This is a genomic window from Bacillus sp. CFBP9009, assembly GCF_036541465.1.
Lineage (GTDB): Bacteria > Bacillota > Bacilli > Bacillales > DSM-1321 > Peribacillus.
Genome location: NZ_JAZHFU010000024.1, coordinates 14,586 through 37,205 on the forward strand (window position 1 = coordinate 14,586; position 22,620 = coordinate 37,205).

Annotated in this window: 14 protein-coding genes; 13 read left to right on the plus strand and 1 reads right to left on the minus strand. The window is 41.5% G+C overall.

Annotated features, from left to right (window positions below; translation table 11 throughout):
- The first annotated feature begins 320 nt into the window (after positions 1-320).
- From V3595_RS26425 to V3595_RS26435, 3 genes are all read left to right on the plus strand, one after another.
- Positions 321-1,718: an amino acid permease gene (locus tag V3595_RS26425; protein ID WP_485910776.1), complete on the plus strand. Its 1,398-nt coding sequence runs from the start codon at positions 321-323 to the stop codon at positions 1,716-1,718.
- Between the two features lie 978 nt (positions 1,719-2,696).
- Positions 2,697-3,902: a quaternary amine ABC transporter ATP-binding protein gene (locus V3595_RS26430; RefSeq protein ID WP_101225643.1), complete on the plus strand. Its 1,206-nt coding sequence runs from the start codon at positions 2,697-2,699 to the stop codon at positions 3,900-3,902.
- A complete protein-coding gene (locus V3595_RS26435) occupies positions 3,895-5,634 on the plus strand; it encodes a glycine betaine ABC transporter substrate-binding protein (RefSeq protein WP_485910752.1) in 1,740 nt (579 codons plus the stop codon). Before V3595_RS26430 ends, V3595_RS26435 begins: the two co-directional genes overlap by 8 nt.
- Before the next feature lie 62 nt (positions 5,635-5,696).
- Here the strand turns inward: V3595_RS26435 and V3595_RS26440 are convergent, their stop codons facing one another.
- Positions 5,697-5,879, minus strand: a complete 183-nt coding sequence (locus V3595_RS26440; RefSeq protein ID WP_101225656.1) for a hypothetical protein — start codon at positions 5,877-5,879, stop codon at positions 5,697-5,699.
- A gap of 359 nt (positions 5,880-6,238) precedes the next feature.
- Here V3595_RS26440 and V3595_RS26445 point away from each other — a divergent pair, with 359 nt between their 5' ends.
- The 10 genes from V3595_RS26445 (at position 6,239) to V3595_RS26490 (ending at position 22,596) form a co-directional block, all read left to right on the plus strand.
- Entirely contained in the window at positions 6,239-7,153 is a 915-nt protein-coding gene (locus V3595_RS26445; RefSeq protein ID WP_485910754.1) for a nucleoside hydrolase, read from the plus strand.
- 438 nt (positions 7,154-7,591) lie between these two features.
- On the plus strand, positions 7,592-7,882 hold the full coding sequence (locus V3595_RS26450) for a WXG100 family type VII secretion target (protein WP_034306171.1): 291 nt from the start codon (positions 7,592-7,594) through the stop codon (positions 7,880-7,882).
- Positions 7,883-7,977: 95 nt separating this feature from the next.
- Positions 7,978-8,217, plus strand: a complete 240-nt coding sequence (gene yukD / locus V3595_RS26455) for an ESX secretion system protein YukD (RefSeq protein ID WP_053537134.1) — start codon at positions 7,978-7,980, stop codon at positions 8,215-8,217.
- A gap of 71 nt (positions 8,218-8,288) precedes the next feature.
- The gene (gene essB / locus V3595_RS26460) at positions 8,289-9,638 is read left to right on the plus strand and encodes a type VII secretion protein EssB (protein ID WP_485910756.1); all 1,350 of its coding nucleotides are present in this window, start codon (positions 8,289-8,291) and stop codon (positions 9,636-9,638) included.
- 30 nt (positions 9,639-9,668) lie between these two features.
- Positions 9,669-14,150 (plus strand): type VII secretion protein EssC, encoded by a 4,482-nt coding sequence (essC, locus tag V3595_RS26465; protein WP_485910758.1) that lies wholly within the window; start codon positions 9,669-9,671, stop codon positions 14,148-14,150.
- Complete coding sequence (esaA, locus tag V3595_RS26470; protein WP_485910759.1) at positions 14,143-17,070, plus strand: type VII secretion protein EsaA; 2,928 nt, start codon at positions 14,143-14,145, stop codon at positions 17,068-17,070. Before essC ends, esaA begins: the two co-directional genes overlap by 8 nt.
- Complete coding sequence (gene essA, locus V3595_RS26475; protein WP_485910761.1) at positions 17,057-17,539, plus strand: type VII secretion protein EssA; 483 nt, start codon at positions 17,057-17,059, stop codon at positions 17,537-17,539. The genes esaA and essA overlap by 14 nt, the downstream gene beginning before the upstream one ends.
- 706 nt (positions 17,540-18,245) lie before the next feature.
- On the plus strand, positions 18,246-19,202 hold the full coding sequence (locus V3595_RS26480; RefSeq protein ID WP_485910763.1) for an AAA family ATPase: 957 nt from the start codon (positions 18,246-18,248) through the stop codon (positions 19,200-19,202).
- Complete coding sequence (locus V3595_RS26485) at positions 19,202-20,395, plus strand: DUF58 domain-containing protein (protein WP_485910765.1); 1,194 nt, start codon at positions 19,202-19,204, stop codon at positions 20,393-20,395. Before V3595_RS26480 ends, V3595_RS26485 begins: the two co-directional genes overlap by 1 nt.
- A complete protein-coding gene (locus V3595_RS26490) occupies positions 20,392-22,596 on the plus strand; it encodes a DUF4129 domain-containing transglutaminase family protein (protein WP_485910767.1) in 2,205 nt (734 codons plus the stop codon). Before V3595_RS26485 ends, V3595_RS26490 begins: the two co-directional genes overlap by 4 nt.
- Positions 22,597-22,620 lie beyond the last annotated feature (24 nt).

The window sequence follows — 22,620 nt, forward strand, 5'->3', positions numbered from 1 at the left end:
TAGTGCGGAATACCCGAATGAACGTTAGGCTTATAGCCCTTTGACCTGGGTTTTAAGCCTAACATCGTTATGTAAATGCTACATAGATCCCAGAAATCCAAAAAGGTCTCAGCATTAGAGAAAATGACCTTGAAATAGTAATAAATGCAGGAAATGACAATTGATGGAATGATCGGCTTTACCTATTCGTGCTAGATTAAAAATGCATTTTTGGAGGGGAATCTAATTTGGAAAATCGGCAATTGCAACCACCTGTCGTAAATGAAAAAAACCAGCCGTCAAATACTTTACAAAGGAAGCTGAAAGCGCGCCACCTTACGATGATCTCGCTAGGCGGTGCAATTGGTACAGGGCTGTTTCTCGGAAGCGGGCCGGCCATTCACTCTGCAGGACCTGGTGGTGCTTTGGTCGCTTACGCCGTAATAGGTATAATGGTTTATTTTATTATGACAAGCCTCGGGGAACTGGCATCATTTATGCCAGTCAGCGGAGCTTTCAGTACCTATGCTACGCGTTTCATCGACCCGGCATTAGGGTTTGCGCTTGGTTGGAACTATTGGTTCACTTGGGCGATGACACTTGCCGCGGAACTATCTGCCGCAACGATGGTAATGAAGTTTTGGTTTCCTGACAGCTCGTCTTTTTTATGGAGTTCTTTGTTTTTAGTTTTGATATTCTTATTGAATTACGTATCCGTTAAAGGGTATGGCGAAGGGGAATATTGGTTTTCCCTCATTAAGGTGGCAACCATCATCATTTTTATCGTTGTCGGAATATTGATGATATTCGGGATTATGAACGGAGAGGCGATTGGTTTTAAAAACTTCACAGTTGGTGACGCGCCGTTTGCCGGTGGTTTTTTGGCTACATTGGGGATTTTCATTGCTGCTGGATTTTCTTTTCAAGGTACAGAAATAGTAGGTGTTGCAGCCGGTGAAAGCGAAGACCCGGCAAAAAATGTACCTCGTGCAGTTCGCAGCATTTTCTGGAGGATCTTCCTCTTTTACATCCTGGCCATACTTGTTATTGGACTGATCGTTCCTTATACGAATGGCAGTCTGCAAGGACACACGATCATGGTTAGCCCATTTACGATGGTGTTTGAAAAAGTGGGACTGGCATTCGCTGCTTCCGTGATGAATGCCATCATTTTGACAGCCGTATTATCCGCTGGAAATTCGAGTCTTTACGTGACGAGCCGAATGTTGTACTCAATGGCAAAAGAAGGGCTGGCACCGCGTATTTTTGGGAAGCTTAACAAGCGCGGCGTTCCCATTTGGGGACTGGTAATCACTTCACTTGTAGGGATGCTGGCCTTTTTTGCTTCCGTTTTCGGTGATGGAGTTATTTATATTTGGCTAATGAATGCGGTTGGAGTCACTGGATTTATATTTTGGCTGGGTATAGCGGCGAGCCATTACCGGTTTAGAAAAGCTTATATTGCTCAAGGGTATTCACTGGACGATCTTCCCTATAAGTCAAAATGGTTTCCTTTCGGACCGATATTTTCCTTTGCTCTTTGTTTTTTCGTTTTAGCTGCGCAAAACTATCAGGCCTTTATCGGCGATGAAATTAACTGGGCCAGTGTGTTCGCTGCCTATCTTGGCATCCCATTCTTTCTGGTAATGTGGCTTGGATATAAGTTCATTAAGAAAACAAAAGTAGTTCCGCTAAAAGATTGCAAAATTGATTTTGATGAACATAGGAATGCCAATTAATATGTATCGATAGACCTTGAAATGAAATAGTTGTTTCAAGGTTTTTTTCTGTATATGTGACACATTTCCATGGATGTCTGCATAAAACATAACCTATAAAAAAATGTATAGATTGCCCGTTATTTTTGACTGAAAATCGCTTTTTCCGTTTTATGGATCATTTTGAAATTAAAAAAAACTGAAAAAAATTTATGGCGGATGATGGGCGTTTATGATTATGGGAAGCCAAAGTGTTGGTACATCAAGGTTTTTAGAGTCTTTCGGAACCTTTAGAATCGGTGGCGTAAATGGGCTTTTTAGGCAAGAATTCCGTTCCACATCATTTGAACTTATATTCATTCTTTGTTAAGGTAATTAAGTACTTTAGGGATACAGGTTCATTCCGTGTGCTGGGACTGAACAAAACTCTAAAATAAAAAAACCATTATATTTCAGTTGGTATATGCTGTGCCTGTTAGTTTCCTCAGTTGTATTGCACCTCTTTTCCCTGCAAGCTCAAATTAGACACATTGGGAATCCCATAATCATATTTCTATGCGTTTTGGTGTTATACTGCACTGCAAGTATCATTCCACCTGGTTAAGGAAATGAAGTACTTTAGAGGGTAGTCGTAAGTCCATCTGGACAAAACTCTAAGTGGAAATCGTTTATATTACAGTTGGTATATGTTGTGCCTGCTTGTTTCCTCAGTTGTGATTGCACCTCTTTTTCCCTATCTGAAATGCTCAATTAATCACACATAATATAATCCAAGTAAAGAATTACTTCTTGGGAATAATAAATATAGATTATTTTTCTATGCACGTTATGCCTCTGCCACTGAATAAGTGTCACTTCCGCTTTTTTTGAAGAAAAAGTATTGGGGTAGATTTTCGGTTATTTCAGGTACTTGTGCATTAATAATCATCACTCGCATAAAACGGGGGAATTCAGCAAAACTGAATATCATATGGGCAACTATTAGAATGAGGTGACTTGATGAAGCCGTATGTAGAAGTCAGAAATGTCTCGAAAATTTTTGGCAAATCTCCAAAAGCAGCAACAGACTTATTGAAGCAAGGCAAAACGAAAAAAGAAATCTTGAAAGAAACGGGACAAACGGTCGGAGTGAATAATGTTAATTTCGAGATTTATCCCGGCGAGATTTTTGTCATCATGGGCCTATCAGGAAGCGGGAAATCCACTTTGATCCGCATGTTCAATCGTTTAATCGATCCCACTTTGGGTGAAATCTTAATTGATGATGAAGATATCGTGAAGATGAACGCGGCCCGGTTAAGGGAAGTCAGACAAAAGAAAATAAGCATGGTCTTTCAGAACTTTGCTTTATTTCCGCATAAAACGATATTGGAAAACGCTGAATTCGGGCTCGAAATTCAAAAAGTGGATCCGGCAAAACGTCATGAAAATGCGATGAAGGCGCTTGAGGCCGTTGGATTGAAAGGCTACGAAAATCAGATGCCATCACAGCTTAGCGGCGGTATGCAGCAAAGGGTTGGGTTAGCCCGGGCACTCGCCAGTGATACGGATATCCTACTGATGGATGAAGCCTTCAGTGCCCTTGATCCATTGATTCGTAAGGATATGCAGGATGAACTGATTCAAATCCAAGATCAGTACAAAAAAACGATCATTTTCATTACCCATGATCTTGATGAAGCATTAAGAATCGGGGATAGAATTGCCCTTATGAAAGATGGAAGTGTAATTCAATTGGGTACCCCTGAACAAATCATGATGAATCCAGCCAATGAATTCGTCGAGAAGTTTGTGGAAGATGTTGATCTATCAAAAGTATTGACAGCGTCTCATGTGATGATACGCCCAGAGAAGATTGCGGTGGACAGAGGCCCGAGGGTTGCCTTGGAAATCATGCGCAAACAAGGGTATTCCAGCATTTTCGTTGTGGATAGGAAGCAGAAGTTATTGGGGGCCGTGACTGCTGAACAGGCACGTCAGGCAATGAGTAATAACCAATCGATCTCTGAAGTGATGACAACCGATATCCCAACTGTAAAAGAGGATGAATTACTTGGAAACCTCATGGATGTGATGGCGACTTCAAGCTTGCCAATCTCAGTCATCGATGATCAGAACAGAATTAAAGGAATTCTTCTTCGCGGTGCCGTTATCGGTGCTTTGGCCGGAAATAAAGATTCCTTGAATGAAATGGAGAGTGAATAATTCAATGAATATTCCGAAAATCCCACTAGGAGCTTGGGTCGATTCTTTAGTGGATTGGATAACTATTGTATTTGCTGGATTATTTACACTTATTACGAATGTGATCGAGGGACTACTGGATATTCTGGTCGATGTAATGAGTGCTGGACCTTCCATCGTGTTAATCATAGTCCTGACCCTTCTGGTTACCTATACAAGCAGATGGCCATTGGGATTATTTACATTAATCAGCTTACTATTGATTGATAATCTTGGTTATTGGGAATCAAGCATCCAAACACTGGCAATCGTTATCTTGTCAGGAGTCTTAACAATAGTGATCGGGATACCGATCGGAATATGGTGTGCCCAAAATAACACGGTACGTAAGATCGTTACCCCGATCTTGGATTTCATGCAAACGATGCCTGCCTTTGTTTATTTGATTCCTTCGATTTTATTCTTTGGAATAGGGGTAGTGCCTGGAATCATCGCGTCATTCATTTTCGCGATTGCACCGACAATCCGAATGACCAATCTTGGGATTCAGGAAGTGCCTAATGATTTGATAGAAGCATCTGATGCTTTTGGTTCAACCAGCAGCCAAAAGTTATTCAAGGTACAAATACCATTGGCTACTCCTACGATTATGGCAGGAGTTAACCAAAGCATCATGCTGGCACTATCCATGGTAGTTACAGCTTCATTGGTTGGAGCACCCGGACTTGGGGCGGATGTCTACAGGGCTGTCAGCCAAATTAATGTGGGGCAAGGATTTGAAGCAGGATTATCCATCGTAATCATTGCAATCATACTCGATCGTATCACGCAAAACCTACGTAAGCCAGCTTACGAGCATATCATTAGCAGAAAAATCATTTTTACAATATTGGCTTTACTTGTTGTGGTTACTGCACTATTCAGTACTTTTACAAAAGATACGGCTGTGAACGGGGATAAAAATAGTTTTGCTGCCAAAACCGATTATGAAATCATCGGAATTGAACCTGGAGCAGGGTTGATGAAGTTGACTAATACGGCTATAGATGATTATAAGCTGGATGATTGGAAGTTGGTTGAAGGGTCTTCGGCGGCAATGGTTGCTGAATTGAAAAAAGCGATTGATAAAAAAGAACCGATCGTCGTTACAGGATGGTCACCGCATTGGATGTTCTCGAAATATGACTTGAAATATCTCGAAGATCCGAATGAATCCTTTGGCGGGGCTGAAAATATTAATTCGATTGCTAGAAAAGGCCTTGAACAGGATGCCCCTGGCGCTTATAAAATCCTTGATCAATTCTTCTGGGATACTAAAGATATGGAAAATGTAATGGTCCAAGTTGCTGAAGGGATGTCTCCTTCAGAAGCAGCAGAAAAATGGATAAAGGAAAATCAGGACAAAGTATCCAAATGGACCAAAGGTGCACAATCAGGAAATGGTGAAAAAATCAAACTGGTTTATGTTGCCTGGGACACTGAAATTGCCAGCACAAATGTGATTGGCAAGGTTCTGGAGCAGAATGGTTATGATGTAACATTAAGTCAAGTTGAAGTGGGACCAATGTTTGCCGGCGTTGCAAACGGAAGTGCGGACGCCATGGTGGCCGCATGGCTCCCGGGAACACATCTTGAATACTATAATAAGTACAAAGCTGAAATGGTTGACCTTGGACCAAACTTAAAAGGAACAAAGAATGGTCTGGTAGTACCTGATTACGTCGATATTGATTCGATTGAAGACTTAAAATAAGAAAAAAGAGGGAATTTCAGAAATGGAATTCCCTCTTTTTTTAGTTTATATGGGCCGCTGGGTCAATGGATGGAAACGAATTTATTCCTCAATTCCTCTTCCGTTACTTCGATCTTTCCTTTCAAATCTTCAGCCAGTAGTACATAACTTTTCACGCCAATGAATTCTGAATGTGATATTAAAAAGAATTTTGTTCCTTTTTTATACGCAGAAGGATCATCTTCAATCAATTTAAACATTTTCATCCTTTTTCCACCTTGGATATCATATTCGTAACGCATGTATTCATAACTACCTAGACGTAATTGCATCGAACAAGTTGAAAAGGAATTAGGTCACTACTAAGATACAACTTCTTCTTTTCACTTTTTATATCATTGATATTTATGGGCGGTCAACTATTTTTACTGGTAGATACAAGAACCAGCTGGCATTGTCATTTGTTTGCAAATTATGATTATTCCTAACTTTCTGTGGAACTGCCTATCGTTGAATGTTAAAATTCAGTTGGAAAACAGTGATTCTTTATACATAAGAAAGAGAAAAGAGAGGCAATGAATTTTTTAAAAGGCTCTCAATAAGTGTTTTGGAAGGTGTGGAAATATTGAAACCAATCATATTTGATGTAGATACTGGGATTGATGATGCCATGGCGATGGCATATGCTTTAAATTCCCCTGAATTGGAAGTGCTCGGATTTACCACTTGCTTTGGAAACGTGCCCGTTGTTGAATCGACCCGCAATACGCTTGCCGTTTTGGAGAAATTAAATAGGCGCATTCCGGTTTTTGAAGGTGCTGACCAAACTTTGGTGCGCGGAAGGAAGAAGAGGTATCCCAAGCATGTACATGGGGAAGACGGGTTAGGAAATACCCTTCGGTTTGAACCATCCATCAAAGCATCACAAGGAAATGCAGTAGATTTCATTATCGATCAAGTGCAAAGCCGACCGCATGAAATCACGATAATTGCAGTTGGACCGCTGACTAACATCGCATTGGCGATTAAAAAAGCCCCAATGACCATGTCCTTAGTAAAAGAGGTCGTTATTATGGGCGGTGCCGTAAACGTACCAGGAAATGTAACCCCTTATGCTGAAGCGAACATAATATCAGATCCTGAAGCAGCTGATCAGGTATTTGCTTCAGGACTGCCAATCACCCTAGTGGGGCTTGATGTGACGCTGCAAACATATCTTCTGAAATCGAAGCTTGATGATTGGCGTGCCACTGGTAAGGAAAGCGCCGAATTTTTAGCGGAAATGACCGATTATTATATGAAAGCATATGAAAACTCCCATCCAGGTTTGGGCGGTTGCGCCCTTCATGACCCGCTTGCAGTCGGGGTTGCGATTGATTCAAGTTTTGTGAGTGCAGAATGGATGAACGTCAAGGTGGTGACCGAGGGTGAAGAAACAGGCAGGACAATCGGTCAAAAGGATGGCGAACCAAGAATCCGCGTCTGTACGAATGTGGAAAGTGCTCGGTTTGTGAAACATTTCTTGGAACGGGTTATTTGACATTGAATCATGTATTAATTATAAAGGCTGTCTCTTTTCCCAGAACCTTTGGGAAGAGATGGCCTGTTTCTGTTGAATAAATAGATCGGAGTCAGACCGAATTATTATAGTGGCATTCAAACTTTAATCAAACGTTTGATTAAAAAGAAAGTCTAAAGTTACTATTATTATGATGAAAACCATATTATTGGGTTATGGCTCGGGAATATTGGGTATAAAGAACTTTTTTTACCATAAAAAAGTAAAATGTTTTAAATTACTTAAAAAATGGGTTTGAAAATATGGAAAAACAGGTACATAGACTTTCAAAATGCCATATTTAGGGTTTTGTGCATAATCATAATTTACCATTTTTCGACTTTGCGGTTATTTATATGGCAGAAAATGTATGGTTCTATTAAAATGTACTATATAAGATAAAAGGAGGAGTTTTTTTCTATGTCACAAATTCGCGTAACACCTTCAGAACTGAAAGATGTAGCCAGACAATATGATAATGAGAGCCAACAAGTAACTGATATGATTGGTCGTTTAGATAGAATGAGAGATCATTTAACTGGTATTTGGGAAGGTTCTTCCAGTGAGGCTTTCGTAGGCCAGTACGAAGAATTAAAGCCTTCATTCATGGATATGGCTCGCTTGTTGAATGAAGTTTCTCAACAATTGAATAAATCAGCTCAAATCCTTGAAGACACAGATAATCAGATTGCTAGTCAAATTCGCGGATAATCATTAGGTCAATGAGATAAAGATATTTCTAGGAAAAAGCGCCGCGACTCTTTATGAAGATCGTGGTGTTTTTTTGCTTTAAAGAGGTGATTTCCATATATATTCAACTAACGATCGATTTAAACAGGTATACAGGGGAAGTGTTTGATTTGCAAGTGTCGAATTACCGCTCCATCAAAAAGGTTGTAGAAATTATATGGCAGGTAAAGGATATTGCCAGTGCACCTAAAGAAGGCTATTGGGTGCGGGTCCAGAATAAAGAGTTCGTATGTTCAGGTTATGAAACCCTGCTTGATAGCGGAATTACGACGGGGGACCGCCTAGAGATCCTCTAATGGATCAAGTGTGGACTCTTTATAGGAAAAAAGTCTAAAGCCCTTTAGCAGGGGTAAAGGAGTTACATAAAATGGATGAGAAAAAATCCTCATATCTGGAGAAAAAAACAGAAGCTGCAATGATGAAGGATGATAATGGGCATTTGTTCGTTTTCCAACGGGCAAAATTATCGATGCAAGACCCACTGGAATTACAGCTTATTCATGAAGCGGATGATGCTCTCCAGAAACATATAGAAGTGACAGAGGACGAGGTGCAGATCAGAGTAAATCCACCAGCCTCTTTTTTTGTTTTTTCCAAAGCTAAAGATAAAAATCCATTGAGTAGATGGTTATCGTCTTATCAAATCTTGAAGAAAATCAGGAATCATGAATTGAGTCGCCTGCAACTTGTCGTTTGTCCGGAAAATATCGTTTTTGATTCAAGCTTGGCTCCATATTTCCTGCATTATGGCGTAAAAGACAGTTTGCCTCCTTATGAGCATAATCAGGATGAGCTATTTAAAGAAACGAAGGCAACGATTTCAGCGCTTGTGGATGGGCAGTATACATTCGAAGAGTATCTGCTTTACCATAAAACCCTGAAACTATCGAGCGAATCACAAAGCATATTGGCAGCGGGGACTTGGGATGAACTTTCCACGGTCATTCAAAATCGGATAGAAGATTTAGAGAAGGAAGAAAAATCATTTGTGCATATCCCTGAAAAGAAATGGAAAACGGGCCGTTATACACTTTGGGGTACGGTGATCGTTCTAGTGCCGCTGCTGTTGTTTACGATCTACACACTATTCTTCTCCCAACCTAAGCAGGATGCATATGTAGAAAGCGGTGAAAGCTTTTTAAATCAAAAATACAGTGAAGTCATTGACCGGTTGGAGAACTACGATCCGAAAAATATGCCGTATGTCGTTCAATATGAACTGGCGAAGTCCTACGTCGCTTATGAACCGTTGGATGATGTCAGGAAGAAGAATGTAGAAAATGCAATCACTTTGCAGACTGATAGCCAGTATCTCTTATATTGGATTTATATAGGCAGGGGTATGAGTGAAGACGCGATCGATTTGGCGAGAATCATGGAGGATCGTGAATTGATTATGTATGGACTCGTAAATCTGAAAGAACAGATTAAGTTGGACGATAACCTTTCCGGGGAAGAAAAGGAAACGCAAATTAAAGAAGTCGATACGGAGCTATCCCAATATGAAAAGGAACTAAAGGAATTGAAAAAGCAATTGGAGGAGCAGCAAGATGAGAACCAGCCTTCAACAGAGCCGAATTTAGAGGACAAAGGCGAAACGGAAGCAAAGCCTGCTGTAAAAGAAGAAGCGGAAAACGAACCTGCTTCTGGTGAGAAAGAGGAAAGTAAGGATTCCTCCAATAAATCATCTGAAGAAAAAGAGAAAAGCAAAGAGTGAGCAATGGGCCTTTTGCGGAGGTGAGATTTAATGAGTTTATTATGGATTTATTCTAAGGGAAACTACCAATCCTATACGATCAAGGATAATCATAACGGTCCAATTACGATTGGGTCATCAAAGCAGGATACGATCACTATATATTCCATTCCCTTTGAACATGGTCCTATCAAGCTGAATAAACCTGAAGGACTTGATGGATATGAGGTGTTTAGAGAGGACATGAAGCTTGGCGATCTAAAGCCATTCCAGAGCTTCACCTTTCATGAAGGAGAAGAAAAGGTCGAGATTTTTTATACGGCTGGGGAATTGGAAGAAAGCCTCTATTATATAGGCAACTTGAAAGAAATCACTTTATCGGCCAAGGCGGGAGCGAATATCCGTAAAGAAGGACCCGTTTCCGGCAATGGGGTTTCCTTTGTGCTTCATAAAGGGCAGTGGCTACTCATGCCAAAGGAAAATAGCCGGATATTTCTGAATGGTGAAAGAGTAACGAAAGCTGTTCCCATTCAAAATGGTGATCTGATTTGCTGGCCGAATATGGTGCTGAGGTTGATTGAAGGCGACTTATTGATGATTCATAGTGCCGAGAGCTATGAAACATCTTTAGCTAAAATGAAGAAGCCAATCTCTGAAATGAAAAAAAACTATCCACAATTTCGCCGGACACCAAGGATGATCTACGAATTGCCGGATGAGAAAGTGACGATATCTTTTCCGAGCCAAGAATCGGAAGATAATAATAGAGGGTTATGGCTGATCCTTATGCCGCCTTTAATGATGCTAATCGTCATGGGGGTAATCACGGTCATTCAGCCTCGGGGCATTTTCATCATCATATCGATTGTTATGTTCACAACGACTTTAGTTACCTCGACGGTACAATACTTTAAAGACAAAAAGAAGCAAAAACTCAGAGAAGAAAAACGTCAACGTGTATATACAAGGTATTTAGAGCAGAAGAGGGAAGAACTGCAAGAGCTGTCTGAAAAACAAAAGAATGTGCTGTTCTATCATTACCCTTCCTTTGAAAGGATGAAGCTGCTGACTGACAGTATTAGCGACCGTATATGGGAGCGAACTTTGGAAAGTGAAGATGCTCTGCACTTTAAAATCGGAACGGCGACCATACCATCAAGTTATCAGGTGTCGGTAAATAGCAGTGATATGTCCAATCGGGATATAGATGATTTACTTGAGCAGTCGCAGGAACTTGTGGATGTATACAAAAACCTGGATGATCTTCCGTTATCGATCGATTTATCAAGCGGATCGATGGGCCTGGTCGGAAAGGAATCGATTGTTAAACGGGAGCTGCAGCAACTGATTGGGCAACTGGCCTTTTTTCATAGTTATCATGATGTTCGCTTTGTGGCCATTTTTCCGGAAAAGGATTACCAGGAATGGGAATGGATGAAATGGCTCCCTCATTTTCAATTGCCGCATGCCTATGCAAAAGGCTTTATATATAATGAGCAGTCACGTGACCAGCTGCTGACCTCGATTTATCAGCTATTGAGAGAAAGAGATTTGGATGAGAACAAAGGGAAAGTGAGATTCACTCCCCACTTTGTCTTTATTGTCACGGATCGTAATTTAATTGCGGAGCATGTCATATTGGAATATTTAGAAGGTAAAACAGACGATTTAGGCATCTCGACGATTTTTGCAGCGGATGCAAAAGAGAGTTTGACGGAAAATGTCCATACGCTAGTGAAGTATATCAATGATTTTGAGGGTGAGATTCTCATCCAGCAAACGAAGGCCGTTCATACTCCATTTACACTTGATGCACATTCAAAAGAAGGGAATGAGCGTTTTGCACGTACGCTGCGTTCACTTGATCATCAAAAAGGCATGAACAATTCCATACCAGAAACGGTATCATTTTTGGAATTATTGAAAGCTCGTGAAGTGGAAGATCTGCCTATCAGGCAAAACTGGCGGACCAATCAGTCTTCCAAATCCTTGGCTGTTCCCATTGGATTGAAAGGGAAAACAGATAGGGTTGAATTGAATTTGCATGAAAAGGCGCATGGCCCCCATGGTTTGGTTGCTGGAACGACAGGATCGGGAAAAAGTGAATTACTGCAAACCTACATCCTTTCATTAGCCGTTCATTATCATCCGCATGAAGTTGCCTTTTTGCTCATTGATTATAAAGGCGGGGGAATGGCACAGCCATTCAGGCAGATTCCGCATCTGCTGGGAGTCATTACGAATATTGAGGGGAGCAAGAATTTCAGTGCCAGGGCACTAGCCTCCATCAATAGCGAATTGAAGAAACGCCAGCGCATGTTTGATCGATACGAAGTCAATCATATCAACGATTACACGGATTTATACAAAGAAGGCAAAGCGGATGAACCGTTACCGCATTTATTTTTGATATCAGATGAGTTTGCGGAACTTAAAAACGAAGAACCCGATTTCATCCGCGAATTAGTGAGTACGGCGCGAATTGGACGGAGCTTGGGAGTTCATTTAATTCTTGCTACACAAAAGCCGGGCGGTGTTATTGATAACCAGATTTGGAGCAATGCCCGCTTTAAAATTTCCTTGAAAGTGCAAGATGCCAATGATAGTAAGGAAATTCTTAAAAATAGCGATGCGGCAAATATTACTGTCACCGGACGGGGATATTTGCAGGTAGGAAATAACGAGGTTTATGAATTGTTCCAGTCTGCGTGGAGCGGTGCACCATATTTAGAGGATACGGTTGGATCTGAGGATGAAGTGGCACTTGTCACAGACCTTGGTCTTGTTCAAATCTCAAATGTAACGGAACAAACCACTAATAAGAGGAAAGAAAAGATTAGTGAAATTGAAGCCGTGGCAGATCAAATTGTGGCGACACAGGAAGAAATGGAGATTAAGAAGTTGGCAAGCCCATGGCTGCCTCCTCTTTCAGATCGCTTATCGAGAAATGCTGAAAGAAGCCTGACGAGGAATCAAATCCACCTGGGAATGAAGGATGAGCCCGAATTGCAGAGCCAGACAAATTATGTCTATAAATGGATTGAAGATGGGAATGTTGGGGTTTTTGGTTCTTCCGGGTACGGCAAGTCAACCACCGTATTGACACTTCTCTTTAGTTTTGCAGATCAATTCAGTCCTGAAGAATTGCATTATTATATTTTCGATTTCGGGAATAGCGCTTTACTGCCAATGCGCCAGCTGCCTCATACTGGGGAATACTTTAGGTTCGATGAGCTAAGGAAAATCGAAAAATTCATGTTATTCATGAAGGCGGAAATGGAAAGGCGTAAGCAGCTTTTTTCAGAAAAGGAGCTTAGTAACATAAAGCTTTATAATGCATTAGTGGAAGATAAATTGCCGATTATTTATATCGTGGTCGACAATTTTGACTTAGTGAAGGATGAGATGCAGGACCAGGAAGCGCAATTCGTTCAGTTTGCACGTGATGGACAATCACTTGGAATATTCATGATTTTAACGGCAACGAGAATCAATGCGATTCGCCAGCCGTTAATGAATAGTCTTAAGACGAAGGTCGTCCATTACTTAATGGACAGTTCGGAACAATATTCGGTTTTGGGAAGAACCCCTTATGAAAATGAACCTGTTCCGGGAAGGGCGTTAGTGAAGAAGGACCAAACCTATCTCACGCAGGTTTATCTTCCGGCCGATGGAGCGGATGATATAGCCGTTTTGGAAGAAATGAAACAGGCCGTGGCAGATCATAAGGTTAAATATAAGGAAATGGCCAAACCGCCGGCGATTCGGATGTTACCGGCACGTCTTGATTCCAGCAGCTTCAAGAGTTACTGCTCACAAGCCATTAAGAAAGATTCCATTCCAATCGGACTTTCAGAGGAAAGCGTTACACCTGTTTTCTTGGAGTTGAATTCCAATCCATTCCTGCTTGTTGTAGGGCAGTCACGTAAAGGGAAAACGAATGTCCTTAAAGTGCTCTTGGAATCATTGCTTACACAGACAATTGGGGAAATTGGTTTGTTTGACGGAGTTGATCGCGGCCTATCTTCTTATGCCTTAGAGGAGAAGGTGCGCTATGTGGAAACAAAAGATCAGATAACCGAATGGCTCGATCATATCACTGGAATATTTGAAGAACGTGAACGAAGTTATCTAGCGGCATTGGAAATGAAACCGATGAAGCAACTGGAATTCCCAAGGATCATGTTTATCATAGATAGCATTTCAAGGATCCAACAAACGATCGACGGCAGGATTCAGGATAGGATCAGCGGTTTGATGAAACAATACAGCCATCTCGGGTTTAGTCTGATTGTCGCTGGAAATGCCAACGACTTCACCAAGGGATATGATTCGTTGACAACCGAACTGAAACAAGTCAGACAGGCTGTTTTACTTCTTAAAAAATCGGACCAAAGCTTGTATACCCTCTCTTATTCAAGAAAAGAAGAAGAAATACAGCCGGGTTACGGATACTTTGTGCTGAATGGCCAGGAGAGTAAAATCCAAATTCCACTAAGTGAAGAAAGAAGGAGAGTGCAAGAGAGTGTCTGAAAAAATAAAACCGATGCTGTTAATCGGTAAAATACTGGTGATTTTAGCGCTGCCAATCTTGTTTTTTTCTTATATTGGCCAAAATCCAATGAAAAAGACAGAAACGGCTTCTCGTGAAATCGCCATTGTAAATGAAGATAATGGCACTGAATTTAACAATAATCCCATTTATATGGGCTCAGAGCTTGTTACTACATTGGACAAGGATTCTGAATATGAGTGGTTTGTGGTGAATAGGAGTACGGCGGAAAGTGGACTTGCAAATGAAAAGTATGATGCAGTCATATATTTTCCATCCGATTTTTCAGAGAATATTTATACATTCGATGATGAACAGCCTATCAAGGCAGGGATAAAGTACAAGGTACAACCTAGCTTGAATGCAGAGAACATGGAAAAGGTACAAAAGGAATTAGAGAAGACAAAGAGCAAAATGAATAAGCATATTTCAACACAGTATTGGAGCTATGTTTCCCAATCAGTTGAGGATATCCGTAAGAAGTTCGATAATGTCCTTACTAAAGAAATCGCTTTTCAAAACACGATGTATGAGTTTTATACTCCAAGCTCGGAAAGCCTTGCCGGCGAAATCAAGCAGCATAAGGACATGCTTGAAGGAGTCTTTGCCGAGACGAAGGATGCTGGCAAAACAAGTAATGAAACAATGGATGAAATAGGGAACACGAAGACTCAAATGGCTTCCTTTGTGAAAGATGTTGTTTCTTTTGAGGAATATCAAAAAGCTCAAAGTATCCTTTTTGAGAAGGCCTCTGCCCAAAATCAGCAGCTTGTCAATGAGAGTGTACAATCATATGACAAGGTGCTGAATGAGGGGAACCAAACAATACCTGAGATTCAGCAAGGGATGAATACGAAATACAGTCTTAATGATCAAGGCATTAGTGAGAATGTTGGAATCATGCAGCAGAAGCTCGATTCAAGCAGTAATGAATTGGAACAATTTTCAACAAGCATGAAGGATAAACAAGTAGAACAAATTACAAAAATCACTCAAGATCAACAAAGCTCGATTGAGCAATTGAAACAATCGGAAGAGGCGGGTCTTGATAACCTTCAGTCTACCTTGCTTGCGCAAAGAGGGAATCTTGCAAGCAGCTCTGGTGATGGGGAGGTTATTGGTGAAGGAACGACGCCTATAGAAGATATTGAAACGGAAACGGGGAAAGGTGAATCGGTTGCCGCACCTGAAAAGAAGGATCCGATTGATGAACTGTCACTGCAGGTACTGCTGGATCAAATCACTGGGATTAACACGGCACTTGAAAGTTTGGTGCCGGCAGAAGGAAGTGAAGGAGCTGCTGAACAAATCAACATCCTTACTGCGGAACTCCAAGCGGAAATCAATAATCTCAGCGGAACGGTAAACGGCAGAACGGGAAATTATAATCAAGTGATCACGGAGTTTAATACACTGGTAGATTCATATAATGAACTGCTGGCGCAGTTTACGCAATTACAAGCTGATTATAATGAACTCGGCACGAATTACAAGGATTTAGGTGACCAATGGAAAAAGTCACAGGAAGATATTCAAAAATTACAGGACATCCAAAGCATGACAATCGAAGAGGCCATCGCAGAAATCAAGACTCTCGAACAATCACTTCTTGAAAAGGTGGGGGGAGAAAGGCGAGCGGTGCTGGTGAAGGCCTTTGAAAATCCTATCACGAATCGGGATTCAACTACCCTCCTTGCCTATTACGGTTCACTCTCATCTTATGGTGAATTGGCTGAAAGAGTCACGGAAGCAAATGTAGATAAGGTATTTGCAGCCAATATAAAAGAATTGGAAAACTTGAAAAATGGGGTTTCCGGAAACGTAGATGAAGAAGCGAAACTCGTTAAAGCCAGTTTAGCAGGAGTCAATGAGAACTTCGGGATGTTCTCAGATTCCATTATGGGTTATATGAAAGAATATGATGCTAACGTTGAAACGGGACAGAAAGCTACTTTAGCTGAATTAGCGGCAATTACCGGTAAGGCTCAAGAAGTGTCTGCCAATTTGTCGGATGATATGGAAGTTCCTGAGATGGAGGCCGAACCGCCAGTTAACCTTGATGGAGAAATGTTTGTATCACTTCAAGACAATACGGCAACAACTGTCGGCTTCATTTCCGAGCTTGTCAATTCTGTAGCGGAAAGACAGGACACGGTCACGAAGGATACAGCAGACCTGCAAGCGAAAGTGGGGTCAGTGCAGGAAAGGGCCGATCAACTTAATGATAATTGGTCCCAAAATGTAGACTCAACCGAAAAAATCAAGACGGACGTATATAGCGTCTTGAACAACACTCTAGTCGATGATCAGGAGAACGGGTATGTGTACGAATATTTAGCGAATCCCGTACAAATCAGCGGGGAAGTCCTTCATCAGGAAAAGGTTAATATCCCGCCGATCGTCATGTTGGTGATCATACTCATTTCTGGGGTATTGATCGGTTTCTTCCTGCATCATTATGAAACCATTCCAATGATGGTCCATGCGGCCTTGTTTACCTTATTGAATCTGATTGTAGGTTTAATCATCAGCATGTATGGTTTGAAGATCTATCCACTGGGAGATATGCAGGAGATTAAATGGACTGTTTTCACCGTCCTGCTTTTATTCTTCTGTTCAGCGTTTACCCGACTTGCCTTCTCGATTGGGCCGTTTGTCGGTGCTATCCTGGTGATTGGTTTGATCAGTTTCTTTACCATTCCATTATTGGATTTAATCATGCCTAATTTCAATGTAGACCACCCAGTTGCGGATGTATATATGTCCATTCAATTCGGTAATCAGTCGGCATTCATTCCGGCTAGTATCATCTTGATTGTGCTGACGCTTATTGCAACGATCATTCCATATATAGTGAAGCGTCTTACAGAAAGAAGAGCAATGGCCCATGAAGTGGAATAAATACGTAATACCTGTCTTGCTCATCCTGTTTTTTAGCCATGCACCTCATGGCGAGGCGGAAGATGAACCCATGGTGGAGCCCAATGAATATCAAGAAAACGATATTGATATTCAAACGGAGTATTTCCATGAAGAAGGATTGTTGGAACAGAAGCGGAAACTGCCTGAAGAACAAAAGGACCTCACTTTTGAAAGAGGGAAATATGATGTCATTGACTCGGTGGAGGACTCATTGTTTCTGTCTCCGGTAACGGGGAATCAAAATAATACCATCGCTTCAAAAGCAGATCAGCTTGGATTATTCTCGGAGGTCGGCGTTCGAACGAAAAGCGAAGAAGAAACAGAGCCTCCCCTTAATTTTGACCTGACGATATTGCTCGGCATCGTTTTGGCACTTTTGGTCGTTTGTTTGTTTTTTGTCCTTATCCCGAAAATGGGGAAACTGAATGGAGAGGTTAAACGAAAATGAAAAAAGCCCGATTCCTGGAAAAAGTCAGGAATCGGGCTTTTTGCTACATATCCATAACGGTTTTAATAAGCCCTAAAAGAAGGGCGACTGCGAAGATCAAAATGAAGAATTTTTTATACATGATCAGTACCTCTTATATCTTATGAGTGGATTGCATTCATTTTAGCATAAACAGAAAAAGAATATACAGATCAGAGGGGCGTGACTTGCCCTAAAGACCGGAGAGGGAAATTATGAAAAGGTGGATAATTTATTGGAGTTTGCCTGCCGTTTTTTTATGGCTTGTACAATTTGGACGTTGATCTCCGCTCCAGGCACTCGCTTTCCGCGGGCGGTCCGGGAGCCTCCTCGGCTTGCTCCTGCGGGTCCCTCAGGAGTCTCGTACCTTCCTCTTGTTATAACATATAGATATGGCTCATCCTATCGGTTATTTGAACAAGTCAGGATAAACAGTCTTTTGCGAGTTCAACAGCTTTCCCGATCCTTGGTCCAGGGCGTGACATGACATTTTCATTAAACAAATGGACGTCATCGTTGGTTCATATTCACTTAGCAACAGTTTAACATACCTTTTAGAACAAATTCGTTTATGGTTTACCGATTATCTAGTAAACTTACAATGTAAGGTTTAATTGGAGCTTAATGTAAAATGCGTGATATAGAGAAGGTATGAAATAGTGATAATGTGAATCCCGGGAGGTAGAGAATGATTTATAAGCAGGTCAATCAAAAACTGGAAATGGTTCTGGGGAATATCGAAAAGGTGATTATCGGAAAACGGGATATAGCGGAACTAAGCATCGTGGCACTCCTTTCCGGCGGACATGTCTTATTGGAGGATGTTCCGGGCGTCGGAAAGACAGTCATGGTAAGGGCACTGGCAAAATCAATAGGTGCAAGCTTTAAGCGAATTCAATTTACACCTGATTTACTTCCTTCTGATGTTACTGGTGTTTCTATCTTCAATCCTAAGGAACAAGAATTCATTTTTAGGCCAGGTCCGATAATGGGACATATTATTTTAGCCGATGAAATTAACCGGACCTCGCCGAAAACTCAGTCTGCATTGCTTGAAGCAATGGAAGAGGCAAGTGTGACGATTGATGGTGTCACAAGAGGATTGGAGAAGCCGTTCTTCGTAATGGCGACGCAAAATCCGATCGAGTACGAGGGAACATATCCGCTTCCGGAGGCTCAATTGGATAGATTCCTATTAAAAATGAAAATGGGCTATCCCGGTGTGGAAGAAGAGATAGAGGTTCTTCATAGAGCTCAATACACGGCACCGCTTGAGGAGCTGGAATCCGTCATCACCTTGGATGAATTGATAGAATTACAGGCTGAGGTAAAAGCGGTGATAGTGGATGACACAATAAAACGATATATTGTTGAATTGGCGAATCAAACACGTTCGCATGAAGGGGTCTATTTAGGGGTGAGCCCGCGTGGATCGATAGCATTGATGAAGGCAGCCCAGGCTTACGCGCTGATCCAGGGCAGGGACTATGTCCTGCCGGACGATGTTCAATATTTAGTTCCATTCGTATTTTCCCACCGGCTTATTTTGAAACCTGAAGCGAATTATGATGGCTTCGATGCTGGAATGGTGATACATGAAATTGTCGCGACAACACAAGTGCCAGTGAAGCGGGCTGTGACCTAATGCGCAAATTCATCAACATTTTAAGAGGAAATATGAGTGTGATCGGGCTTTTATTACTCATGACCGTTTCCTTTTGCTATGCCATGTTTCAAGGCGGTTTTGTCAGTTGGTTCATTTTTTATTCATTTTTACCGTTTTCTGTGTACGCTTTGATTCTGCTGTTTTATCCGCTGCATGATTTTACCGTTGAGAGAAAGGTCAATAAAAGGGAATGCCAGGCCGGCGAATCTGTTGAGATAGCATTGACGTTTACCCGTAAAAATCGGCTGCCCCTATTATTCATGGTGGTAGAGGAGGAATTGCCTCAGAAGATGGAAGATAGGGGATTCCAAAGGAAAATAATTATCTTTCCGGGATTCAAGCGTACCTTCAGCATGTCATATACCTTGGAAAACTTGCAGCGCGGAGAGCATTCGTTTCAATCGATCCGCTTTTGGATTGGGGATTTTTTCGGGCTAGTCGAAAAGGAAGCGATATATAGTTCACCTTTGAAAATAACTGTTTTTCCTCGTTATCATGAGCTTGCCTACAGTGATCTTGATCGAGTGTTCAATCAGGGTGCAGTGGTTTCGGCAAAGAAAACACAACGGGAACATTCAGTTGTCTCCGGGGTAAGGGAATATCAGCCAGGCGATCAGTTGTCATGGATTAACTGGAAGGCGACGGCTAGAACGAGTGAAATCATGACGAAGGAATTCGAAGTGCAGAAAAACCGGGATGTATTCATCATGCTTGATGAAAGGCCGTCGGATTTATTCGAAGAAACCATTGAAATGGCCGCTTCCATTGCACACGACCTGTTAAAGAAAGGCATGGAAATTGGGTATGTGAGCAGGAGATCGAGGTTAATCATACCGGCAGCAGCGGGCAATAACCAGAAACGAAAGATTTTTTACCGACTTGTTAAAGAAGAGCCGAGAGTGGCAAACGATTTGTACGAAAATGTCAGGAAGGGAATTCTTCCGGCAAATGCTGCTGTGATATTCATCGTTTCAGACTTAACCTTAGAAAAGGTGGACATATTGAGTGCTTTACGGCCTAATCAGGGATTAATGTTATGTGTGAAGAAACATGCGGATCTTACTGATGAGGAAAGGCTGTCAAGCTCTGCAGCTGTTTCGAGGGGGATAAAGGTTAGCTTTTTTGAACATGGACAACTAAAGTCTGACAGATCAGAGGTGATGGCGAAATGAATGTCACCACCGCAAAGTTGGAAAGCTTCATGCACGTCCTCATGTATGTATTTGGTCTGTTGTTGATTACTGAATGGTTGAGGCCTGTCGATAAGCTCACAGATACAGGTAATATCATCATTTTTATCGTATTTTTGCTCTATTCCCTGCTACTGCATTATTTCCGCATACATTGGTCAATCCGGTTTATTCTCATTAGTGCTTATATAATGATTTCATTGCAGTTCCTCCATTCAAAAGGCGCTTTATTTCAATTATCATGGCTGAAAGAAGGATTCCTAGCGGATTTTACGGCCAATCTTGGTTTTATATATGATGGTAATTGGGAGCTGATCACAAATCCATTTCGAACGTTTCTATTTTTTGTCCTTCTGTGGCTTGTAACATATTTGATCCATTACTGGGTGATGGTAAGGCAAAGCATTTTTTTCTTTTTTATGTTAACGGTGATTTTTATATCTGTACTTGACACATTCACTCCCTATGTGGGGGATAAGGCAATGATTAGAATCATCATCATCGGGTTCTTGATGCTAGGTCTGCTGTCCCTGCTGCGACTTACGATACAGGAGCGGATCAAGTTTTCGATGGCTTCCATCAATAAGTGGATATTAATGCTGACCGGCATGATATTGGTGAGTGTCCTTGTCGGTTTCGCTGCCCCAAAGCTCTCTCCGCAGTGGCCGGACCCGGTGCCTTATATTACCTCTTATTCTGATAAAGCGGGGAAAGAAGACGGTGGTTCGAAGCGTAAAAGTGTCGGATATGATGAAGATGATTCGGATCTTGGCGGTTCGATAGAGCCGGATGGTTCCATCGTTTTTTATAATAATGCTCCTGCAGGACATTACTGGAAAGTCGAGAACAAGGATATTTATACCGGTAAAGGGTGGGTTTCCATACTGGAAACGGACTTTCACACTTTTTCCAACGGGCAGGATATGGCATCTTTAGATATTTACGACGTTCCTAAAGTGGTGAGGACAGAAGAAATGACGGCAAAAGTGTCCATGACGGAATCATATTCCCATATACTTCATCCGCAGTCAGGGTATTTAAAAAAGATTGAGGGCAAAAACGGGATGGATTTCAAATATTATGAGGGTATGGACAAAGTTATTTCTGAAAAGGATGATGGCGAACGACTGTCCATGAAAGAGTATGAGCTGGTCTATGATATGCCGAGTTTTGATATAGCTGAGTTAAGGAAGGTAACGGAACCTGACGATTCAATGGATTTATTAATGGAAAAGAACACGCAGCTTCCAGAGGGAATGCCAAATCGGATATATGAATTGGCATCCCGGCTTACAAGGAATGAAACGAATTGGTACGATAAAGCAAAAGCCATTGAGAATTATTTTGACGGGCATGAATTCATTTATTCTAAGGACGATATTCCGTATCCGGAGAGCAATCAAGATTATGTCGATCAATTTTTATTTGAGACACAGATAGGGTATTGCGATAATTTTTCAAGTGCAATGGTTGTTTTGCTAAGAGCCGCCAATATACCTGCAAGGTGGGTAAAGGGCTATACGGAAGGGGAAAAATCAATCCTTGATGGCGAATCCGTTTATAAGGTGACCAATAATAATGCACATTCCTGGGTCGAGGTTTATTTTTCAGGGATAGGCTGGGTTCCCTTCGAGCCGACAAAGGGTTTCAATGGGGAAGTTGAATTTTACGATTCGGAATTGAAACAGGAAGCGATCAAGAAGCCTGAAGAAACTCCAAATAATGAAGAGCAAACAAAGATAGAGAACAGGGAACGCCAGGATACACCCGATAGGGAAACTCAATCATCCGTGAAAACGGGTATCGGGAACATGGATGGGTTCTTAAAATGGACTGCCATCTCACTGTCAGGTGCATTGATTCTCGCTTCTATTGGTTATTTCTTCAGAAGGAAGTGGATTCCTCATCTGCAGATTCTTCGTTATAGAAAGAAAACCGGTGCTCATTTCTCGACAGCCTATTTAATTTTATTGAAACAATTAAAACGAGCTGGTTTAGTTCGTCCGGAGGGGCAAACCTTAAGGGAGTACGCCGCCTATGTGGATGCAGTGTATGATACGGATGAGATGAGTGAATTGACGGCTGGATACGAGTTAATGATATATCGTGGAGACGTGGAAGATGGCGAATGGAAACACTTTCAAAAGGGTTGGGAAAGCTTAATGAGAAAAACTAGCTCTTGACCAGGTTTTTATTATATTGATACA

What these genes read in the sequence shown, in the direction of transcription:
- V3595_RS26485 (WP_485910765.1), top strand. Translation starts at nt 19,202, where the DNA reads ATGCGCAAATTCATCAACATTTTAAGAGGAAATATGAGTGTGATCGGG.
- essC (WP_485910758.1), top strand. Translation starts at nt 9,669, where the DNA reads ATGAGTTTATTATGGATTTATTCTAAGGGAAACTACCAATCCTATACG.
- V3595_RS26450 (WP_034306171.1), top strand. Translation starts at nt 7,592, where the DNA reads ATGTCACAAATTCGCGTAACACCTTCAGAACTGAAAGATGTAGCCAGA.
- V3595_RS26440 (WP_101225656.1), bottom strand. Translation starts at nt 5,879, where the DNA reads ATGAAAATGTTTAAATTGATTGAAGATGATCCTTCTGCGTATAAAAAA.
- V3595_RS26480 (WP_485910763.1), top strand. Translation starts at nt 18,246, where the DNA reads ATGATTTATAAGCAGGTCAATCAAAAACTGGAAATGGTTCTGGGGAAT.
- essA (WP_485910761.1), top strand. Translation starts at nt 17,057, where the DNA reads ATGAAGTGGAATAAATACGTAATACCTGTCTTGCTCATCCTGTTTTTT.
- V3595_RS26430 (WP_101225643.1), top strand. Translation starts at nt 2,697, where the DNA reads ATGAAGCCGTATGTAGAAGTCAGAAATGTCTCGAAAATTTTTGGCAAA.
- V3595_RS26490 (WP_485910767.1), top strand. Translation starts at nt 20,392, where the DNA reads ATGAATGTCACCACCGCAAAGTTGGAAAGCTTCATGCACGTCCTCATG.
- essB (WP_485910756.1), top strand. Translation starts at nt 8,289, where the DNA reads ATGGATGAGAAAAAATCCTCATATCTGGAGAAAAAAACAGAAGCTGCA.
- V3595_RS26425 (WP_485910776.1), top strand. Translation starts at nt 321, where the DNA reads ATGATCTCGCTAGGCGGTGCAATTGGTACAGGGCTGTTTCTCGGAAGC.